Here is a 19,875-nt window from a genome sequence, read left to right as displayed (position 1 = left end):
AGCACGACCGTCGTCGACCTTCCTGGTTCGGAAGGGCCACCCAGTGGCAAACGACTACCCGATTCCCGCCACCGAACAGTCGGAACTGTCCGTTGAGGCGAAGTTGGACGCTCATGTCCGACGCATTGTTGACGCCGCACCAGCCTTGACAGCTTCACAAAGGGAGCGACTGACAACCCTGCTGACTGCCAAACCAGTGATCCAACGAGGACGGCATCACCGATCAGACGCAGCGGCGTAATCTACCTCTTCCGTCGGGTGCAGGCAGATGCTGCCTGCACCCGACAAAGGCCGATCGACCTTTCAATTGCTGGACTCAGAACTCGACCGGAAAATTCCTCGCCAGAACATTGAAATAGCGCAGGTCCTTCCAGTTGTCACGGTTCCCGATCACATAGAAACGGCGCTTTGCACGAGAAATAGCTACATTCAACAGGTTCGGCTTCTCAGCCGCCCAAGCACGAGCCCCTGGCCGGTTGGGTGCACTACCTAGGACCAAGACTATGACATCGGACTCCTGGCCCTGCACAGTATGCACGGTGCCGATGTTCTTACTCATGAATCGCCAGTCGAACGATGGAAGTTCTTCTCTGCTACGTCGTACAGCTTCCTTGCTTTCTCGTACGACGTCGCGGAACGGACTAACCACGCGGATGTCCCGCGGCGCTACCCCGTGCTCGGCCAACTGGCCGAGCAGGTCCTTCAAAGCCTCGCCTTCAGCTGGTACCCAGTTGCCACGCGATTGCCCACTTCGAACGTCGATCCAGGCGTTCGTTCCAGGGTAGTCACCGCTGTGGTTAGTTCCGTAGACCATCAAGTCTCCGCCGTAGGCGATCGTATTGGAGACATCGAACATCGGCCGGTCGCAGCGGCGATGCACACGTAGCGGTGCACCCACCCAGATCCTGGACTCTCCGTCTGGTTCAGGCAATGCCGTACCGTGCCGAGCAAGCCGATCCGCGATCCGTTGCGTGGAGGTGTTGTCCGGAGTCCACTGCTCATGTACACCGTGGTGACGAAGCAAGGTCTGTTGAGCAGAAAGCGGCAACGTCACAATGGGTTCAAGTTGCTGCGGATCACCGACGATCACTGCCCGGCGACACCGCCAAAGCCCGCCGACCGCTTGCTGCGGCGTCGCCTGACCGGCCTCGTCGATAAACAGCCAGCCGAGCGCCTCCCGCCCGAGCCCAGCGAACAAGCGGGGCAGCGATGCGAAGGTCGTAGAGATCATCGGCACCACAATAAACAGCGACTGCCATGCCGCCAGCAGAGTGCTCGGCTTCATGTCCACCTTGCCTCGCACCGCCGACGCGATGACAGCGAGGTTCCCGCGCACCTGTCGTTCGGTATTGAACAGGAAAGCCTTGTGCAAGCTCAAAGCTGCGAGGAAAAGCCGATTCCGGGCAGCTGTAAACTCCTGATCAGCCCACGGCGCACACAACTGGAATGCTTCGTCATCCTCGACATCACTACCAAACGGGACCCTACCTGGCCAACGGTCGCGCGCAACATCGATGCGCGCCTCGACGGCAGCCAGAGCGCGCTTCGCGTCGTTAAGCGCATTCTCGTGTCGGTGACGCTCCTCAAGCACAGCCGCGAGATGGGCCTTGCCTTGAACGACCGCATGATTCAGTTGATCAAGCTTCGACTTGGCCGCTGAACGCAGGCCCTCAAGTATTCTGCGGCCTCCCGCCCATCGCCGCCGTTTCCGGAAGCCTCTCACGAGCGAGATCCAGAACCCGGGCTTGCGGTCGAGATGGTTCTGATAATCCCCATCGATTTTTGAGTAGGCAGCGCTCGCCTCATCGAACTGCCCGACTGCGTATCTGACCGAGTCCTGGGTCTGCTCCCATCTGATATGGGTGTTCCTCAGGTGCTCTTCAGCCGCGCGGACTGCAGCCTGACAACGGAATGCCTCGGCGATCGCATCCGCAACCTCCTGGCGATGAGTTGCGAGTTGCCGAACTTCGGATTCTGCATCCTGGAACGAGGCGACCGCGTCGCCCCAGTCCTCGATGTCATCCGACTGCTCGCGCACCATTTTCAAGATCGCCAGCATCCCGACGTTCTCGGGGTCATCGGCAGGCTCGGCTGGCTGGGCCGCGCTACTGGGCCCTGCCCCGGCTGGTCGTTCCTTCTTCTTTGCCTCATCTCCCCACCAGAATCGGCTGGCGAACGCACTCCTGTTCTTCATGTTGCCCAGCACGGCCGCGACCATGCCCCATGCCTTGCCGCCGAGCACATGGGAGGCCAAGTCGGTGAAGTAATCGATGGCTAGTGCGTCGTCCTCAGCGCCGCGCACCGCATCGAGGCTCGGAATCTCGGCCGTCACGTTGGCAGCAGCGTCGTTGCTTGCGGTGGCCACTACCACTTCGAAGCCGGTCAACTCCGGGCGGATTCCACGCACGGCAGGGCTGTAATTTTTGCTCAGCGGAACCCGCTGCAGCACCTCGGTGAACGCCTTCGACGGATCGTCCAGCTCTGCCAGTCGTCGGGCACGCTTGACCACGACAGCTGCGAGCACATCACGCAGCATCGTGGTCTTCCCTGTGCCAGGCGGGCCGTTGACCGCGAAGAGCCCTGTGCTGTCGCCGAGCTCATCGAGAATCTGATTGACCGCGAACTGCTGACTCACCACGAGAGGCTTCGCCGTACTCGTGGGCCAGCGTCCGCCGGGGATACGGCTCGGTGCGACGCCTGAGATCAACGCATGACGACCGGCACGAACGTCGATCCTGTTCGCGACCTGGACATGCCGACTGTCGGTGAGGTATGCAGTGAGTCCGTTCCCGATCCCGGCGCCGCACACTGCCTTCTCAACCTCTGCCAAGTCGCTTGCGATGTAGCTGTTGAGAAAGTTCTGCTCACCTGCCTCATCACTCTTCCTGATCGGCACCTGTACGCACGCGACGCGGACCCCTACCACACGGAGTGCATCGCGAAGGCCCAATGCCGAGCCCAGCTCCGCTACAAACTCATGCAACGTTTGCGCCGTCATCTGAAGGCGTGGAATTTTCGGTTCCGGAGCGCCTGCTGCCGTCTCACCGGGCTCAGCGTCACTCTTCGTGCCAGTGCCAGGGGTAAGTAGTTTTTCCGCGAAGGTGCCCGCGACCGTGCCCGCGATGCCACCAACGACTGATCCCGCGACTGCCCCCACACCGGCACCGACTGCCGCCGTGACCGCCACGCCAGTGGCCTCCGCTCCGGCCGTCACGGCCTCGACGGCAGCACCCTTGACGTGCTCGGCAACTGCTTTGCCAACTTTGTGCAGAGTTGCGGTCTGCTCGCTCACATTCGTCGAGTTCTGCAACTTCGGCGGCACAAGCTTGTTCAGCCCAGCAACGAATTCACGCTCATCAAATTCGAACCCGTCGAGCCAATTGGGTTCTCCCGGACCCGGCGACCTCAGCCGGCTGATCGCCCAGGCACAGGCCGACAGCGTGGCGGAGTTCTCCACCAGGCACCCTTCCACGTCCAACGTGAACGCGAACATCGCCGTCTGGCCGCCCTGCCGCGCATCATCCGGCTTGTTGTCTTCGCCGAACACCCTAACCATCTCGGCCCGAGCCGCGGATATCTCGTACAAGCCCCCGTAGATCGTGAACTGCCAGGTCATCCCCTCTCTCAACGGCGCGGCACATATAGGATGATCCGGCTGCCACGGAGCCAGCTCATCCGCTGCGAGGTCAAGGACGGTCTTTCCCGATTCCTCCCGGGAGTCAAATGTCGGCTTGGGCACGCCTTGCGGACTGAACATTTCGATGGTTCGCCAGAATCGCACAACCTGTGCTGCCCGTTCACTCTCCCGCACCAGGTATCCCCCTCTGTTCACGGTGAGCGACACTGTACGACAAGATCAACAATGCCGACCACCTCCTTCTCCTGCCGCTGGCGACCAGGACACCTATGGTGGTGGCTATGACGGAGGGTGAGACCGAACTTCCTGAGATCACGCCCGAAGAGGTCCTGAAGCGGGTAACCGAAGCGGGTGGGCACCTCGTCCTCAACGACTTGGCCCCCGAAGAACTCGCAGCCTGGCGCCGCGCAGCTCGTACGGCCCAGCTTCGGCTGTGGCGAGTAGGAAGCGCACGACTCAGCAAGTGGACCTCCGAGGACACCATTCGGATTTCGCTGACCGACCCAACCGCGCCGCCGAAGCCCAGTCGCCAGACGAGTCCCGCTACGCCGGAGCCCGATAGCCGTCCCAAAGGCGACTTCGTCGGACGCGCTATCCGAGTTCCGTCGAAATTGCCGAAAGTTCCGCACCCACTGGTAACCGAGATGCAGGAGGGCATGAAGCGGCGGGAGGCGGACCGGTGGCGTCCTTATCACTCTCGCGCGTTCGTCCCAGACTGGATACCAGACGTCCCGCGGCAGAAAGCCGGTCGGATGCTGCGGATCTGGCAAGCGATCCTGGACGAGGCAAAGTTCCGGGACTACCGGGTACGGGTCGGTGGCCAGCGTCGCGGGGAGTACGTAACGATCGAGGCCAGCTGGGACGACGAGTTCAGCCTGATCGGCGGCGGCACACAGAACGGGTTGTGGCTCAGACTTCACTCTGATGACCGCCGCCATGGCCGCAAAGATCCAGCGTGGTCGGATGCCGAGGGCAACCCACTTGAGCAGCAGCTCACGGCAATGTTCGACCGGCTAGAACTCATGATCAAGGCGGCAGTCGAACGCCGCGCGGAGGAGGCTCGCAGAGCTGATGAGCGCAGGAGGCGCTGGGAAGCCGCGATGGTCGTGGCCAGGGAGCAGTTCGCCGAGCAACACCGACAAGACACTCTGCGGGCACGGATCAAGGAAGCAGCCGAGGTAGAGGACGTCCTCGCCTACGCCGCCGCCCTTCGCGATGCCGCCAATTCGGTCGACCCGTCGCGCCGAGATGAGGTCATCGCATGGGCCACTTGGGCCGAGACATACGCCGAGGAAGCTGATCCTGTGCGCAACCACGCCGGAATGCCGACGACTCCCAAAGCCGGGCCAGACGACCTCAAGCCATACCTGCGCGGCCATAGCCCGTGGGGGCCCGGCTAGCGAGACCACCACTTCTGATTCGGATGCCACGGTCTTGGTTCCGGTAATGGTGCTCTCGGCATACGGACCGAAGCTGGTTGCTGCCGAGGCACTGAATCCTCACTTGGCTCAGGCGGCATGCCGGGTGGTTCCCTGAGCGGGTCGATCGCAGATGCACGCGCCCGCGCCCACTTCACCCATTCGTCTTGATCGTCCGTACCGGAGGCAACGAGCTGGTCGCAGTAGCGCCGAATCGCCTCCGCCTCACGCCAGGCAGCGACTTGATCACGCAAGACACTCGCCCGATATGCCCAAACGGCTCTGTTGCGTTCTGCGGCCGCTCGGTCTGCTTGACGTCGTTCCTCAAATTCGACCTCCTCTCGAACGGCCTCCGCTCGTCGAACGATCTCATCCAGCACCTGTCCTAGAGCCTCTTCGACTCGCCAGCCAGAACGGTCACACCAACGAGCGTCAGCTGGTTCTCCAGGGCCGCGCACTTGAAGTACGAGCCGCAGGGTCCACCGAGCACCGCTTTCCTCAGTGACTCGTATGGCATACCGGCTTCCCAGCGCCTCCACCCGAAGAAGCACATCACCAATACCCGGCTCCACGGTAAGGCCGCGACGCTGCGTCTCCTCGGCGATCACCTGGACGATCATCACCGCTCGACTACGGTTTGCGGGCGAATCCGGAAGGCGCTCCGGTGAATCGCGAAGTGCCTCGACCACGGGGTGCGGGTCTGTCAGCGCAGCCGGAATCGGCACCCGGTCTCCACCCGGTCGACGGTACTTGTCGGCGGGATGTTCGCCAGGGCGCATCTCGATGACGAGGTCACCGCTGTCACGGCCCCGATGCAACAGATGCCAGCCGTCGGGGACATGCTTGCCCTGTCGAATGCGGTGGATCACGCGGCGCCAAGCAGCGCGTACCTCATCGCTCGGCGCCACGATCCGTAACTCGCCCCCGGCTTTTTCGAGCGCGTCGAGGAACTCCTCGACCGTCGACGGCGCCGGAGTCCGCGGCCCTGTTCGACGTGATGAACGTGCCATTCGTCCAGCCAACACCAGCCGTCCGGATCAGGGAACTCGGCGCACTTCGACCGTGCAGCCGACCTGCTGATTCCACCCGACTTGGCGGTAGACGACCAAGCGGAACGCCTGCGACGGTGGATGTTCCACGACAGAGCTTGACCCTGTCGGTGCAGAGTCGTGCCCTGAGTTGCTGCGGGGAGGCGCCTGATGTCGACCTTGGTGCGCTACATCCACGGCCAGGACGATCGCCTGATCGACTTGGCGCACCTGAACTCGCAGGATTTCGAGCTGATCAAGTCGCTGCGGGGCGAGATCCGCCGACACGACCGGGTCCTACTGTGCCAACAGGCGCCGGTCGACGACGAGGGCGCGGAGATGTTCGTCCGGCTGACTCGCGGCCGTTACTGGGCAGTTCACTTCCGAGGTAGCAGCTGCACCAACGATCACGAGATCGCGGAAGAATCCGTCGAGCATCGGCGCCAGAAGGATTACTGGCAGCGGGCGGCCGAAGACGCCGGCTACCAGGTAACACAGGAGCGCCGCACCGGACGAGGCACGATCTTGGACGTTGCGATCGACGGCCCGTACCGCACCGGGATCGAGGTACAGCGCTCGGCGATCGACCCGACTCTGGTGAAGTCCCGGACCACCAAGTCGTTCGGTGCGGGCTGGCTGCCGGTGTGGTTCCTAGACTCCGATCGCACCCCGCCCTGGTTCACCCAGGTACCGGCGCTCGGGTGTAACAAGCTGGCCTGGACTTCACTGCCGCCGCCGCGAGCCGCCACGGCGCTCGGCCCACGCCGGATGATTCCGACCCGCTGCACCCTCAGCGCCTGGGACTACTGCCCGACAGGTGGCCGCCACCGCGGCAAACGCAGCCGACCACGTCGAGTGTGCGGACAGATGCACCCGAACCCCGAGCCTTGGAACGGCCTCACCGTCGACGACGTCGCCGAACGACTTCCCGCCGGTGAGCTTGTCGCGATGCGCGACCTGCTCGGCGACGTGCGGCTCGTCTCCCCCGCCGACCTTGAGCTGTTCCAGGAGATGACCGAGCAAACCGGCGAGTACCAGCCCGGCCGCCCAACCAAGCGCCACGGACGGCCAGCGCCCCGCACTGCCACCTGCCTCAACCTCGAGCATCCGCGCGTCGCAGCAAGACGATGCAGCAAGTGCGGGTTGCGCCCTCCTGGGCGGCCCGGAGGCATTTTGTGCTCGGCGTGCCGATTGATGCTCGAAGGCCGTACCGCCAGCGATTACTACTCCCAGCTTTGACCGCTACAGCCACGGAGTCGGCTGGACGTGAAGCAGAACGGATTGCCCGTGACCGTGCGACGCGACTTGCCGCTGTAGCCGGGTAGAACCGCAGAGCAAGATGTTGAAGATCCATATGGATCTTCGCCAGGACGCTGTGCACCCTGGCAGGCTGGTCCTAGCGGACCGCGGCGAGGCGCAGGGGGTGCCTCGGGCCGGCGGGCCGCATGGGGGATGAACGCAATGAACGACAACGAGATCACACCCGCCGCCCGGACAGACTCCGGGACGGCATCGGTCCGGCGGTTGAAGAGGCGCGAGCATTCACGACACGGTCCGCGCAAGCCACGCACTCCACTGACGTACAACGACGCCGAGTGGCTCGTCATCGTGCGGGCCGCGGCTCGTGATGGCGTGCAGCCGGGTTCGTTCGTGTCTCAGGCGGCGCTGGACGTCGCCCGGATGCGGGTGAGCGGGCAGGTGCTCGACCGGGAGCTGCTGACCAGGCTGCTGGAGGCCATCAACCACCACAGCGTTCAGTTGGCGAAGATCGGCGGCAACCTCAACGACGTCGCCCGACACGCCAACAGCACCCACGAGATCGAAACTGTCGGCGCGGAGGCGCTGGCGATCATGGCGATCGTGCGCCGCCGCGTCGCCATGGCACACGGGCTGCAGGCTGCGTTGCGGGACGCGTTGCGGTGATCGCGAAGGTCGTCACTGGATGGCGCCCGGCCGGACTGATCGCCTACCTCCTCGGCCCCGGCGAACACGAGGAGCACCGCAACCCGCGCGTCGTCGCGTCTTGGGACGGCGCCCCAGCCTTCCACCAACCACCGAAGACGGGTCCCGGCGAGTTCGACTTCGATTTGCGTGAGCTGATCGGGGTAATGCAGGAGTTGCCGAAGGAATTCGGACTGCCGCTGGCCAACCCCGCGCCAACACCAGAAGGGCTCCCCAACGCCCAAGAGTGGATGCAGTGGTTGCGCATCGCCGGGAGGCGGAAGCCGCCTTCACTCGCACCAGACTGGCTGAAGCTCTACCGCTACGACCCGAAGGCACAGGAGATCGTGCTCAAGGACGGGTACGTGTGGCATTGCCCGGTCAGGTTGCACCCGGACGACCCGGTGCTGTCCGACAAGCAGTGGGAACACATTGCGCAACGGCTGATGGACGCGACCGGAATCCACCAGGCCGGGTGTCGATGGATCGCGGTCCGCCATGCCGACGATCACATCCACCTGATGGCGGTCCTCGTCGCGCAGCACGAAAGCGGCCGACTCACACGGTTCTCCCCGCCCTTCTACAAAACGCGGCTGCGCGAGGCGTGCCAGGAACTCGAGCGGGAATTCGGGCTCACCCCGACCCCGGGCATCGACCGCACCGCGGCCAAGCAACCCACCCGCGGCGAGATCAGCAAAGCGAACAGGAACCGGCGTTCCGAAACGGCGCGGTCCGAGCTACACCGGCTCATCTCCCAAGCCGCAGCCAGCACCCATGGATCGGATCGGTTCTTCGCCAAGCTCGATGAGCTGCAGATCAACTACCGACTGTCGTATACCGCGACGGGAAGAATCCGAGGCTGCGCGTACGCGACGCGCTTCGACCAGACCCGCGGCGGCGAGCTGGTGTGGTTCGGCGGCGGCAAGCTCGCCGCCGATCTCACCTGGCCGAAACTCCTTACCCGCTGGAACAGCACACCCGCCGCGGATACTTCCGTCGAACGCACCAACGACGGCCGCTCCACCCCGCACGCACGGCAAGATGTTCTTGCCGAAGCGACCGCCGTGGTCAACGCCGCGGCCGCAGCGATCCGCACAAAACAGGAAGACCCCGACGGCATCGCCCACGCCGTCGGCGAACTGCTCGGCACGCTCGCACTGGGAAAGGAATACCGGACTCCCGGCCCGCTCACCACCGCGCACGACTACTACGACCGGGCCGCACGCAGCCCCCATCGCGTGCTGGCGCACGACCTCGGCCCGCTGGCCCGGGAGTTGCGGCGGGCCGCGCGGAAGTTGGCGGCGATCGGAGCAATACACGGACGAGGTAGCGAGAGATTCGTACTCGCCGCCCTGGTCCTGGCGCTCGCCGGGCTGATCGCCGAAATCTGCGCGTGGCAGCAGGCGAATGCCCGCGTCCACCAGGCCGCAGCCGCCGAGCGCACGATCAACGCGCTACCTATTGACCGTGTCGCTGCTGCTCGTGCCGCCACCGTGCACGCCAGACGATCGGCGCCCATCCCGCAAGCATCGCCCGAACCCGTAACTCAGCGGCGATATGCACCTGGCAACCGCCCGACGGTGCACACTCCAGCCGCTTATAAGCCGCCTCCGCGGTCTACAGCCAGCCGGAGAGCCCGGTAAGCGCGTTCGCACAGGCCAGCCAGGCGAACACCATCCGTCACAGCTCGCAGGTTCCGGCCACAGCCGTCGGGCTCCGCTGCCTTCCAGTCACCCGATCGTGTGTATGCAGATGTCAGAGAACGCCGTAGTGCGCCGCGAGGTCAGCGAAACGACGCCCGCGTCGGCGAGTAGCCCGATCCACCAGCCCGCGCATAACCGTGGACCCGAGCGGCTGACGCTGCACCCAGTCCGACGCAAGGTCTCGGGCTTCGCTCAACAGGTCCGCAGCCAGCTGGTCCCGTCGGAGCTGAGCCGCGGCGTGGGCCAGGTGCAGCCGGTGGCCGGCTTCCCAGAAGGCGGGCACCGGGCCCTGTGGTTCGGCGATGCGGTCCGCAAGCCGGAGCGCGGCCTCCGGGTCACCGAGCCGGACCGCGTGATCCACTGCCTGGAAGGCCGCCACCCGGGGACCGAAGATGGCGGCCTCGGTCGCGTTATCCCGCCCGGCCCGCAGCGCTGCTGACTGGGCGATGGCCAGCAGGTCGTTGGCGCGGTCGCCGCTGCCGGAGCGCAGCGCGGCGTTGGCGGCGTTGAACAGCAGGTTGCCGAAGACGCCCGCCCGGGTGCTGTCCCGGTCGAGCATCCGGGGCTCGATCTGCTCCGCGGCCTTGACCGCGACGCGCTCGGCGTCCTCGGTGCGTCCCTGCTTGATCAGGGTCCACACGAGGTAGCGCAGCGAGATCGCCGAGTCGATCTCCGGGTTGTCGGACTTGCGGGCGGCGGCCAGGGCGCGCTCGGCGGCGGTCCACGCGAGGTCGTCCATGTCGAGGCGTCCGGCGATCCCGGCGCCGAGCCGGTAGGCCGTGGACAGCAGCTGCTGCGCGGCGGCGTTCGCGTCCCCGGTGGTCGCGTGGACGAGGCGCCGGGCGTCGGCGAGCAGGACCGGCAGGGCGTGCAGCAGCTCGCCGTGGCGGCCGTCGACATAGGCCCGCCAGGTGGCGTGGCTGGCCTTGGCCAAGCTGGCCGGGTCGCTGATGTCGTCGTTGTCGGCGAGGTCGTCCAACCCAGGCACCTCGGCACTGGCGGTGATCGCCTGCCGCAGCCGGGCGACCTCGGCGTCCCGCACAGCGTGGGCGGTGGGCAGTAACCCCAGCAGTGCGTCCGGGGTGACCGCCAGTACCCGCGCGAGCTTCGCGACGGTGGCGGGGCGCGTGGTCCGGCGTTCCCCGCGCTCGATCCGTCCTACGGTGTCCACCCCGACCGACGCAGCCGCCGCCAGCTCCTCTTGCGAGAGATTGCGCGCCTTGCGGAAGCGCGCCAGGTTCTCCGCCAGCGAGCTGGACACTGTTCCCCCTCGGCATGCGCTAGTTCCGGACGGTTGTCGCAGGGTGACCGGCTTCGCAAAACACGGTCGCGCCGTTGTCGGCCGCGCGCAAGGCCGTGCTGATCCGGGCGTGCAGGGTGGGTTTGACCAGCGTCTCGGCCTCGCTCAGCGTGTATAACCCCACGGACTGAATCTCCGGGTCGGTCGACTGGATACCGCGAACCTCATCTTCGGTGATGAGGCCGCCGTCGAACACGAACGCCAGTCCCTCCGGCATCACGCCTTGGGTGCGGATGTGGTCGATGACCAGCAGCGTGCCCAGCGGCCGGGTGATGCCCAGCTCCTCGTGAAGCTCGCGGGCCGCCGTCACCCACGGGGCCTCTTCCGCTTCGACCGCGCCGCCCGGGATTTCCCATTCGGGCTTGTACGTGGTCTCCACCAGCAGCACGCGCGACCGGTCGTCGCGCAGCAGCACGCCGGCGGCCGTGCGCTTCCGGTTGAGAGAAGCCGCGTACTCACTGAACGGGAGAAGGTCCACGGTTTCGCAGGTTACCGCCATCGGTCGATTACCACTTTCCCTGCTCGAAAGGCAGAGAACGCCCGCGCGGCCTCGGGAACACATGCTCCGGGGCTGTGTTTTCGCTGGTCAACTATGTCGACGCTGTAGAGGTGGCTACGACACGGCAACCCTCGCGGTCAGCTTCCGCCGATGCGAACGGCGGGCGATGCCGATGACCTTCACCACCGGCTCGATGGAAAACGTCACGGCGTATCAGCCTGTCATCGGCGGCGTCGAGCACCTGACCTGGCACAAGTGCCGTCCGCCCGCCGGGACGATCGTGCTGCTGCTGTGTGGCGAGCTGTACCAGGTCACCGAGGCAACCAAGCCACGCAAAACCAGCGGCTGCCTGGGCTGCGACGCCAAGTTCCGCCGGCACTTCGGCTTACCCCCTCGGCGGGACACCCCGGTGCCAGCCCCTCGGCCCGCCGAACTCCCCCGACTCCCGGTTGGCACGAGTGACCCCGACCCCGTGCCAGCCGGGGCCCACCTGCGGATCGTCTCGTGACCAGCGGCCATGAGCAGTCGCTGGCGGCGTTCCCGGAGCTGCGGCGCCTGGCCGACCTGCTCAACGCCGGATGGCTGTTCCTGCCGGTGCACGACCACGACGGCGAGCTGGTTGAGGTCCGCGGTGTGCGTGCCTGGCCGGGCACCGGCACCGCCGACGCGCTGATGGTCCGCTACGTCACCGACGCCGCCGCGCTGCGCGCCGACCACACCGGCGGCGTGCTGTGGCAGCGCGACGGCAGCCTGGCCGACGTCGTAGACGGCCTGCTCACCCTGCCGCCCCCGGACGCACCGGGCGCGCCCCGGCTCGTGAGAGCCACCGCGCCCCGCTTGTGGACGCCCCGAAACTCCGCGCGACCAGCGCGGTGACTACCTATCCGCTCAATCGAGGAGAACCTGTGACCGCTGTCCTGACCCCATCCGCCACCGGCCGCAAGCTGGTATCCGCCGCCCTCTTCGACCGCCTCGCTGGCCGGATCATCGCTGAGGAGCAACTGCCGCGCGACCTCGCAGAACGCATCGTGGAGCAGGCACTGGCGTTCCTCGCCGCCTGCGCCCGCAACACCGGCGCTCCGCTGGCACCCAGCGAGCAGGTGGACACCGGCTGGCACACCTTCATCCTGCACACCCGCGACTACGCGAACTTCTGCGACCGGATCGCGGGCCGGTTCCTACACCACGTGCCCACCGAGGACGGCGACCCGGCGGCGACCGGCGAAGCCGCCCACGCCACGCTGGCGCGCACGGTCGCCGCCATCGAACGAGCCGGATACGCTGTCGACCCCGCGCTGTGGCCCGCCGTGAACGGCAAGTGCAACGTGAACTGTTCGCAGTGCAAGAACGGCTGCTCCGACGACCCGCCGCCCGCCAGCTGAGGACAGATGCTGCACACCTGGGACGAACTCCCCACCACCGTGCGCGCCGCGATCGAAGCCGAGACCGGACCGGTCACCCACGCCGAAACGCCGGCGGCCGGGCGCAACTCCGACTTCGCCGCCACCCTGCACACGGACTGCGGCATGGTCTTCTGCAAGGGCATCGCCGACGCCGGGGGCAAGCGCGGGACGATGCACCGCCACGAGGCAGACATCAACCCCTACCTGCCCCCGGCGGTCGCGCCGCGCCTCCTGTGGCGAGCCGACGCCGAGGACTGGCTGCTGCTGGGCTTCGAACACATCACCGGCCACCACGCCGACCTCTCCCCCGGCTCGCCGGACCTACCGATGGTGGCCGACACGGTGTCCACCATGTCGCGAGAGCTACGTGGCTGCCGCGCGCCGAACGTGCCAGCCCTGACGGACAAGATGGCCTGGATGTCCGGCTGGCGACGGCTGCGACACCGACCACCGGCCGAACTCGACGACTGGAGCCGTGACCGGCTCGACCTCCTCGCGAGCTGGGAGGCCAGGGGCATCGAGGCGGTCGCCGGGGATAACCTGCTGCACACCGACCTGCACCCTCTGAATATCCTCGGCGACGACACCCAGGCATGGGTGATCGACTGGGCCTGGTCACAGACCGGCGCTGCCTGGGTCGACACCGCCCACCTAATCGTTCGTCTGATCGGCCAGGGCCACACTCCTGAAGCCGCGGAGCGCTGGGCGGCCACCACCGCTGCCTGGCCAGAAGTTTCGGCCGATTCCCTGACCTCGTTCTCGGTGGCGCTGCTGGGCATGTGGACGTACTTGCAGCACACCGATCCGCTGCCTATGCGTGCCGAACTAACTGCGGCGGCGCGGACCTGGGCCAGACACCGCCTGGCGGAGCCTTCATAGAATCGTGTTCTCAAGCAACCACTTGGCTCCAATAAGCTGATCAGCTGGGCTGCTAACCTGCCTAGCTCAGGTAAAGCGGGGAGGGGACGCAAGTGGGGTTCAACGAACAGGTCGGAGCGACAGCGGCGCGAACGCCAAACTTCGGGTATCTCCTGAGTCACGAACCTGTGCTGGTCGCGTACGGCGCGGCAGCAGCGTCGATTCTGTTCACCGACTCCAACACAGCCATGATCAAGTGTCGCCAGTTCGCCGAAGCACTCACGCAGGCCGCCTTTGCCACTTCGGCATCCCCGGCCATGCTGTCCGCCGAAAGGGCAACCAGGCCGAGCGTCAGGGCAACGTAATCGATGAGTGACCTCAAGCTGTTCCGGATCGATGGCGGCAAGGCTCGCGAGCTGGCTGGCAGCGCAGTCGCCCTGGAGCGTCAGCTACAACGGACGATCGAGTCGAACATGGACACGCTGTTCGGGGTCCGTTTCTTGGCATCCGAGTACTCGACCGGAGCCAAGCATCGTGGGCGCATCGACTCACTGGGTATCGACGAGACCGGGTCGCCGGTGATCTTCGAGTACAAGCGGTCACGGGACGAGAACGTCATCAACCAGGGCCTGTTTTACCTGGACTGGCTGCTCGACCATCAGGGCGAGTTCAAGCTGCTCGTGATGGATCGGCTTGGGCAGGATGCTGCCAAGCAGATCGACTGGACTAACCCACGACTCGTCTGCGTTGCCGGGGACTTCACCCGTTACGACGAGCATGCAGTGCGGCAAAACAACCACAACATCGAACTCGTCCGGTACCGCGATTTCGGTGGTGAACTGCTCGCTTTGGAGTTGTTGACAGCGGTCAGCACGACTTCTCCGGCACCCACCGGTGGAGGTTCGTCAACTGCGGCCGAGCAGACGGTGACGGAGTACCTTGCGAAGGCACCAGAGTCACTCAAAAATCTTTACGCAGATCTTGACGCCCAGCTCATGGCGTTCGGGGACGACATCCAGAAGACCACGCGCAAGCTCTACTTCGCGTACAAGAGGCTGAAGAACTTCGCCTGCGTCGAAGTGCACCCGCAAAGTCGAGCGCTGCTCGTCTACCTCAAGGTCGATCCCGACTCGATCGAACTGGAGCCGGGCTTTTCCCGTGACGTGCGCAACATCGGTCACTTTGGCACCGGCGACCTCGAACTCCGGATCAAGAGTTCAGCGGATCTTGCGCGCGCGGAGGTGCATCTTCGGGCGAGCTACGACGCCAGCTGACAGGTGCCACCGCGTCAACGCCGGTTCTTCGGCGGTTCCTTCGCACCGACGATGACGTCCTGGCCAAGAAACTCCTTGATCAGGTGCTTCAGCTCCGGCCCTTCAATCAGCCGGAGACGCTCGTTCCGGTGGGCGAAATCATGGGCGGCCTTACCGTAGTAGGAGGTAGTGACCAAGATGCCCGTGCCCGCCTTCTTGTCCTCCATCGTGCCCCAGAGCGCTCTCACCGCCTCTACCGGGACACTCTTGACGTAGCGCTTGGCCTGGATGACTGCGAGCCCGCCCATTACTGGGTCGGGGTTGACGGCGATCGCGTCGAGACCGTCGTCCCGTGACGCCTGTGTCACCCAGGACTGCATGCCCATTGCTTCGAACAGCTCACGGACCAGGTGCTCGAACTCGCCCGGCGTCTGCTCCACCAACACGGTCCGGGAATCTAGGCCAGCGGCCACGGATTGGGCATCGACGAGGCGGAATCGCGTCAGGTCAGGGTCGAAGATCGGCTTGATGGGTTCGACGTCGTACGGGTGCGGCGACATCAAAGCATTCAGATGTCGCAAGCACTCCCGCGGCTCGAGCTTATCAAGTACGAGTTCATCGAACTTTTCTCTGGACGCCGACACGGTGAGCAGGCAAGGTCGAATGGCCTTTCCCGTTGCCCGGTCGGTGGTCGAAAGGTGGCAGTTCACCGTAACCTCGTCGACTTGTTGCGCCGATGCAGCGGCGAACGCGTCTCGCAGCGTGAGCAACGCAATCTGAGCAATTAAATCAGCGTATCGCTGCCGAACTTCAGCAGGCTTTCGAGGTGTCGGCTCGATCGCGTCACGAACTTTGACGTACCGGAACGCAGCCTCAGTTGGGATGACGTCCGTGTCCGGCAGTTCGCGGACGACCAGGGTCTGCCGGCTATCCGGCCTGTATCCGACCTCCGCTTCGCGAGGAACGCCATCGGGCAGAGGTGCCGCCTCCAATGCGAGTCGAAGGCATCGCTCGACGGCCTCTTGGTCACCTTGTTGGAATGCCCGCTGTAGCGCATCGACCTGTACGTTGTGCTGGCTGGCATGCCGCTTCCGCTCATCCTCACGCCGGGCATGTTGCTGACGGAGTTGTTCCAGTTGAGCGACACGGTGCACTTCTCGCTGCAAGTGAGCAGCCTGTTCCTGTTCGAACCGTAGGCGAGCTTGCTGGACCGCTTGGCTGTGGCGGGCATCTCCCCCGAACACTCTCGACAGTAAGCCCGGTTCTGGTGGCGCGAAACTTTCCCATCGCGGTGCTTGCTCTGCCTTAGCCAGATTTCCAGGTGCCCAAGTATTGGCCGTGAACGTGAGACGCATCGAGCGGAAATTGAGCGGAGCTTGCCGTTTCAAGCCTGTAAGCAGGACAGCTGCAAGTGTTGCGGTTCGAGTGGCTACCGCCGTAGTAAGTTCCTCGGCCTCAGCGATCCGTTCGGCGAGATACTGAACTTTGCGGTCGCGGTCAGCCTGGGCCTCGACGCGTTTGGCCTCGCGCTCCTGACGCTCGACCTCTCGCTGCTGTTGGGCGATAAACCGTTCTTGGGCTTTCTGCGCTTGCAGAGCTTCTCGACGCTGGCGCTCACGTCGTTGTTGTCCCTTGTTCTGCGCCATACTCAGCCCGCCTCCACCTTGTCAGCTGCCACGTCTGGTGCGGTGGTTCGAGCACAGCTCCCTCCCCGCCCCAGATCGACTTTAAAGGGCACTCCTGTGGCTCTACGGCACGATCACTCGGACGTAGCAAACGTGTTAGTCCGACAGCGCAAAAAGCAGCGATAGCATGTAACGGAGGGTGTTTGCCGTGATCGAGTAGGCAACTCAGCTGAAAATGCCTTTGCGCCAGCTGCGCGGCAAGTCCCCATCTCGTCTCGTCGGCGGCGTCCACCGGAGAACACCACTAGCGCTCACCAGCGCTGGCGTCCCGTTTCACCAGGGTCGCCAGGCCGGTCGCCAGCCCGAGCACGAGCAGCGGCACGCAAGCCACAACCGTGGTGACCGGCCACGGGGCGCTGGTGACGTGGGCGGCGGCCATGATGTGGCTGGCGATCTGAGCGCCACCGCCCACCGCCAAGCTGGCCAGGAACGATCGCCGTGCGAACCGCCGGGAGCGTTCGGTCAACCGGTCCGAGGCGAGCAGTACGCGCAGGGCGTAGGCCGAATAGAACTCGACCGACAGCGGCAGCACCACGGCCGTGTCCATGGTGAATCCGCCACCGGCACCGGGCAGCAGATTGATTGGGCCGAAGCCGGTCAGCTCGCCGAGGCGTACCCAGCCGCCCCAGATCGCCACGGCCGCAGCCAGGCCGATGAAGATCAGCGGCCAGGGTCGAGGCAGACGGGCGGATGCATTGGGTGGAGCTGGCGCTGCTGGCGGCTCGGGCTCGCCAGCACTGGCGCCAGGTGGCGGTTCACCGTCAAGCGTGGCCAGGGCCTTGCGGACTTGGTAGTCGGTCGCGCCGGTCAACCTGACGAGTGTCGGGCGGCCGGGCCTGGGGTCGCCAGCGGCGCGGGCTTCGGTGACCGCTTGGCGAACCTGGTCGAGGATGTCGGCGCTCATCGAGCACCTCCGGCACGGTTGGCGTTCGGGTGGCAGCGTGGGCAGAGAGTCGAACGCGTTCGGTCGGCATCGAGCCAGACCACCCGGGCCGGAACTGGATCATCCGGCCGGGCATCGCACTGGCCGCAGGGCGGCCGGAGCGGCGAGCGCGCCTCGGGCGCAGGACGGTTCCCTTGACGGTTAAGGACGGTTTGGGGGCAAGCTTTGCCCCTCGTCGTGTCGTTGTTTGCCCCTCGCGACGGCAGTGTCTGCCCCTCGTGCTGCTCAACGGGCGGCAGACTCTGCCCCTCGTTGACGGAGTTGTCCACGAGGTGGACAGCGAGGTTGTAGCCGTTGGGACGCCGATCGGCGCGCTTCACGTACGCGGCCACGATCTCGGGGTCGGAGGACCGGATCAGGCCCAGTTCCTCCAGCGCTCGCAGGGCGTAGCGGACCGATCGCTCGGATAGCCGGGTGTATCGGGCCAGCCTCGCCAGCGAGGGGAAGGCGTTGCAGCCATCCGGATCGGCGTGGTTGGCCAGGCCGACCAGCACCATCGCCAGGCTGGATGCGTCGCGGCGGTCCCGAGGGATCGGGGCCGCATTGAGTGCCCAGTGGATCGCTTCGATGCTCACCAGGTCACCGCCTCGGAGAGCGCGTACAGCTCGGCGGCTTCGGCTTCGGTGATTCCGATACTGCCGGTACGCCGACGAAGGTCGGACTGGGCTGTGACCCAAGCGTGGAAACCGGCGCGGGCCTCGGTTTCGGCCAAGCCCATGGCGTCGGCGATCTGTGACCAAGAGTCGACAGCGCCTAATCGCAGCAGGTCAGCGACCACGCACCACCGACCGGCGGTGACTTCCTGCGCGATCCGGACTCCGTAGGCGAGTTCGGCGAACAGCTCGCGCGGATCGAGTTGGCGACCTCTGTGCTTGGCCAGGAACGTGCGGCTACGGGCAGTTGACCAGCGCTCGACCAGCGTGTCGACGGAAAACTGTGAGATGTTGTGCGGAGTGACGCTCACGGCGGGGCTCCATCCCGTCGGAGGCCCCGGTCAGCGTCTTCAGCGCCGAACGGGGCCGACCTGAAGTCGGGCCCGCTCGGCGTTAAGCATCACGTGCAGGAAGCCTCGCGGGCTTCCGACACGGTCACGCCTTCGATTTAGATGGTGATCCGTGTCGGAACTCAACCACGTCGCCGTCTGTCATGACGTAGTCCTTGCCTTCCATCCGCACCTTCCCCGCCGACCGGGCCGCGGCCATGGAGCCCGCCTCGATGAGGTCGGCGTACGAAACGATCTCCGCTTTGATGAAGCCCCGTTCGAAGTCGGTGTGGATTACGCCGGCGGCTTGGGGGGCGGTGGCGCCCTTCGGCACGGTCCACGCCCGCGACTCCTTCGGGCCCGCGGTCAGGTAGGTCTGCAGGCCCAGCGTGTGGAAACCGGCGCGGGCGAGGGCGTGCAGGCCCGGCTCGTGCTGGCCGACCGACTCCAGCAGCTCCCGCACCGACTCCTCGTCGTCCAGTTCGAGCAGCTCCGCCTCGACCTTGGCGTCCAGGAACACCGCGTCCGCCGGGGCCACCAGCTTGGCCAGCTCCTCTCGCCGCGCCTGGTCGGTGAGCACGCCCTCGTCCGCGTTGAACACGTACAGGAACGGCTTCGAGGTCAGCAGGCTCAGCTCCCGCAGCAGCGAACCGTCGATCTCCTTCTGCGCCGAGAACAGCGTGCGCCCGGAGTCGAGGAGCTCCTTCGCCTGCTGCGCGGCCTCCAGCGCGGGCCGGTTCTCCTTCTTCGTCCGCGCTTCCTTCTCCAGCCGCGGCAGCGCCTTCTCCAGGGTCTGCAGGTCGGCGAGGATCAGCTCGGTGTTGATCGTCTCGATGTCGGACAGCGGGTCGATCTTCCCGTCGACGTGCACCACGTCCGGGTCGTCGAACACGCGGATGACCTGGCAGATCGCGTTCGCCTCGCGGATGTTGGCCAGGAACTTGTTGCCCAGCCCGGCCCCCTCCGACGCGCCCTTGACGATGCCGGCGATGTCCACGAACGACACCACCGCGGGCACGGTCTTCGCCGAGTCGAACACCTCGGCGAGCTTGTCCAGCCGCGGGTCGGGCAGCGGGACCACACCGACGTTGGGCTCGATGGTGGCGAACGGGTAGTTCGCGGCGAGCACGTCGTTGCGGGTCAGCGCGTTGAACAGGGTGGACTTGCCGACGTTGGGCAGGCCGACGATGCCGAGGGTCAGACTCACGGGCTGGCAGTCTACGTG

At 65.6% G+C, this 19,875-nt stretch carries 17 protein-coding genes; 9 read left to right on the top strand and 8 right to left on the bottom strand.

The genetic code is table 11. The features are described from left to right. Positions 1-316: 316 nt before the first annotated feature. On the bottom strand, positions 317-3,811 hold the full coding sequence (locus L3Q67_RS16230) for a DEAD/DEAH box helicase (protein ID WP_499190294.1): 3,495 nt from the start codon (positions 3,809-3,811) through the stop codon (positions 317-319). Between the two features lie 107 nt (positions 3,812-3,918). Here L3Q67_RS16230 and L3Q67_RS16225 point away from each other — a divergent pair, with 107 nt between their 5' ends. The 4 genes from L3Q67_RS16225 (at position 3,919) to L3Q67_RS16210 (ending at position 9,667) form a co-directional block, all read left to right on the top strand. Then, positions 3,919-5,037, top strand: a complete 1,119-nt coding sequence (locus L3Q67_RS16225) for a hypothetical protein (RefSeq protein WP_499190293.1) — start codon at positions 3,919-3,921, stop codon at positions 5,035-5,037. A 1,217-nt stretch (positions 5,038-6,254) separates the two neighbouring features. Beyond that, positions 6,255-7,322, top strand: a complete 1,068-nt coding sequence (locus L3Q67_RS16220) for a hypothetical protein (RefSeq protein ID WP_499190292.1) — start codon at positions 6,255-6,257, stop codon at positions 7,320-7,322. Positions 7,323-7,544: 222 nt separating this feature from the next. Further along, entirely contained in the window at positions 7,545-8,006 is a 462-nt protein-coding gene (locus L3Q67_RS16215; protein WP_499190291.1) for a MobC domain-containing protein, read from the top strand. Then, positions 8,003-9,667, top strand: a complete 1,665-nt coding sequence (locus L3Q67_RS16210) for a relaxase family protein (protein WP_499190290.1) — start codon at positions 8,003-8,005, stop codon at positions 9,665-9,667. Before L3Q67_RS16215 ends, L3Q67_RS16210 begins: the two co-directional genes overlap by 4 nt. Before the next feature lie 112 nt (positions 9,668-9,779). On the opposite strand, the gene L3Q67_RS16205 is transcribed toward L3Q67_RS16210, so the two are convergent. Both L3Q67_RS16205 and L3Q67_RS16200 read right to left on the bottom strand, forming a co-directional pair. Then, positions 9,780-10,988 (bottom strand): helix-turn-helix domain-containing protein, encoded by a 1,209-nt coding sequence (locus L3Q67_RS16205; protein ID WP_499190289.1) that lies wholly within the window; start codon positions 10,986-10,988, stop codon positions 9,780-9,782. Between the two features lie 19 nt (positions 10,989-11,007). Then, complete coding sequence (locus L3Q67_RS16200; RefSeq protein WP_499190288.1) at positions 11,008-11,505, bottom strand: NUDIX hydrolase; 498 nt, start codon at positions 11,503-11,505, stop codon at positions 11,008-11,010. A gap of 193 nt (positions 11,506-11,698) precedes the next feature. On the opposite strand from L3Q67_RS16200, the gene L3Q67_RS16195 reads away from it, so the two are divergent. The 5 genes from L3Q67_RS16195 to L3Q67_RS16175 all read left to right on the top strand — a co-directional run bounded on the left by L3Q67_RS16195 (position 11,699) and on the right by L3Q67_RS16175 (position 15,061). After that, positions 11,699-12,034, top strand: a complete 336-nt coding sequence (locus tag L3Q67_RS16195) for a hypothetical protein (protein ID WP_499190287.1) — start codon at positions 11,699-11,701, stop codon at positions 12,032-12,034. Beyond that, positions 12,031-12,402, top strand: coding sequence for a hypothetical protein (locus L3Q67_RS16190; protein ID WP_499190286.1), 372 nt, complete (start codon positions 12,031-12,033; stop codon positions 12,400-12,402). Before L3Q67_RS16195 ends, L3Q67_RS16190 begins: the two co-directional genes overlap by 4 nt. A gap of 29 nt (positions 12,403-12,431) precedes the next feature. After that, the gene (locus L3Q67_RS16185) at positions 12,432-12,908 is read left to right on the top strand and encodes a glycine-rich domain-containing protein (protein WP_499190285.1); all 477 of its coding nucleotides are present in this window, start codon (positions 12,432-12,434) and stop codon (positions 12,906-12,908) included. A gap of 6 nt (positions 12,909-12,914) precedes the next feature. Continuing rightward, complete coding sequence (locus L3Q67_RS16180; RefSeq protein ID WP_499190284.1) at positions 12,915-13,808, top strand: phosphotransferase family protein; 894 nt, start codon at positions 12,915-12,917, stop codon at positions 13,806-13,808. 347 nt (positions 13,809-14,155) lie between these two features. Continuing rightward, positions 14,156-15,061 (top strand): DUF5655 domain-containing protein, encoded by a 906-nt coding sequence (locus tag L3Q67_RS16175; protein ID WP_499190283.1) that lies wholly within the window; start codon positions 14,156-14,158, stop codon positions 15,059-15,061. A 14-nt stretch (positions 15,062-15,075) separates the two neighbouring features. Here the strand turns inward: L3Q67_RS16175 and L3Q67_RS16170 are convergent, their stop codons facing one another. The 5 genes from L3Q67_RS16170 to ychF all read right to left on the bottom strand — a co-directional run bounded on the left by L3Q67_RS16170 (position 15,076) and on the right by ychF (position 19,857). Next, positions 15,076-16,686 carry a restriction endonuclease gene (locus tag L3Q67_RS16170; RefSeq protein WP_499190282.1) on the bottom strand — a complete coding sequence of 537 codons (1,611 nt, stop codon included), beginning with the start codon at positions 16,684-16,686 and terminating at the stop codon, positions 15,076-15,078. 283 nt (positions 16,687-16,969) lie between these two features. After that, the gene (locus L3Q67_RS16165; protein ID WP_499190281.1) at positions 16,970-17,629 is read right to left on the bottom strand and encodes a hypothetical protein; all 660 of its coding nucleotides are present in this window, start codon (positions 17,627-17,629) and stop codon (positions 16,970-16,972) included. After that, positions 17,626-18,243, bottom strand: coding sequence for a helix-turn-helix domain-containing protein (locus L3Q67_RS16160; RefSeq protein WP_499190280.1), 618 nt, complete (start codon positions 18,241-18,243; stop codon positions 17,626-17,628). The genes L3Q67_RS16165 and L3Q67_RS16160 overlap by 4 nt, the downstream gene beginning before the upstream one ends. Next, the gene (locus L3Q67_RS16155) at positions 18,240-18,632 is read right to left on the bottom strand and encodes a hypothetical protein (RefSeq protein ID WP_499190279.1); all 393 of its coding nucleotides are present in this window, start codon (positions 18,630-18,632) and stop codon (positions 18,240-18,242) included. Before L3Q67_RS16155 ends, L3Q67_RS16160 begins: the two co-directional genes overlap by 4 nt. A 124-nt stretch (positions 18,633-18,756) precedes the next feature. Next, on the bottom strand, positions 18,757-19,857 hold the full coding sequence (ychF, locus tag L3Q67_RS16150; protein WP_499190278.1) for a redox-regulated ATPase YchF: 1,101 nt from the start codon (positions 19,855-19,857) through the stop codon (positions 18,757-18,759). Positions 19,858-19,875 lie beyond the last annotated feature (18 nt).

The sequence above is a fragment of the Saccharothrix sp. AJ9571 genome, assembly GCF_021725495.1.
In the GTDB taxonomy this organism is placed as follows: domain Bacteria; phylum Actinomycetota; class Actinomycetes; order Mycobacteriales; family Pseudonocardiaceae; genus Amycolatopsis; species Amycolatopsis magusensis.
Note: the sequence above shows the minus strand (reverse complement) of the source record. Positions and strands in the feature narration are given on the sequence as shown.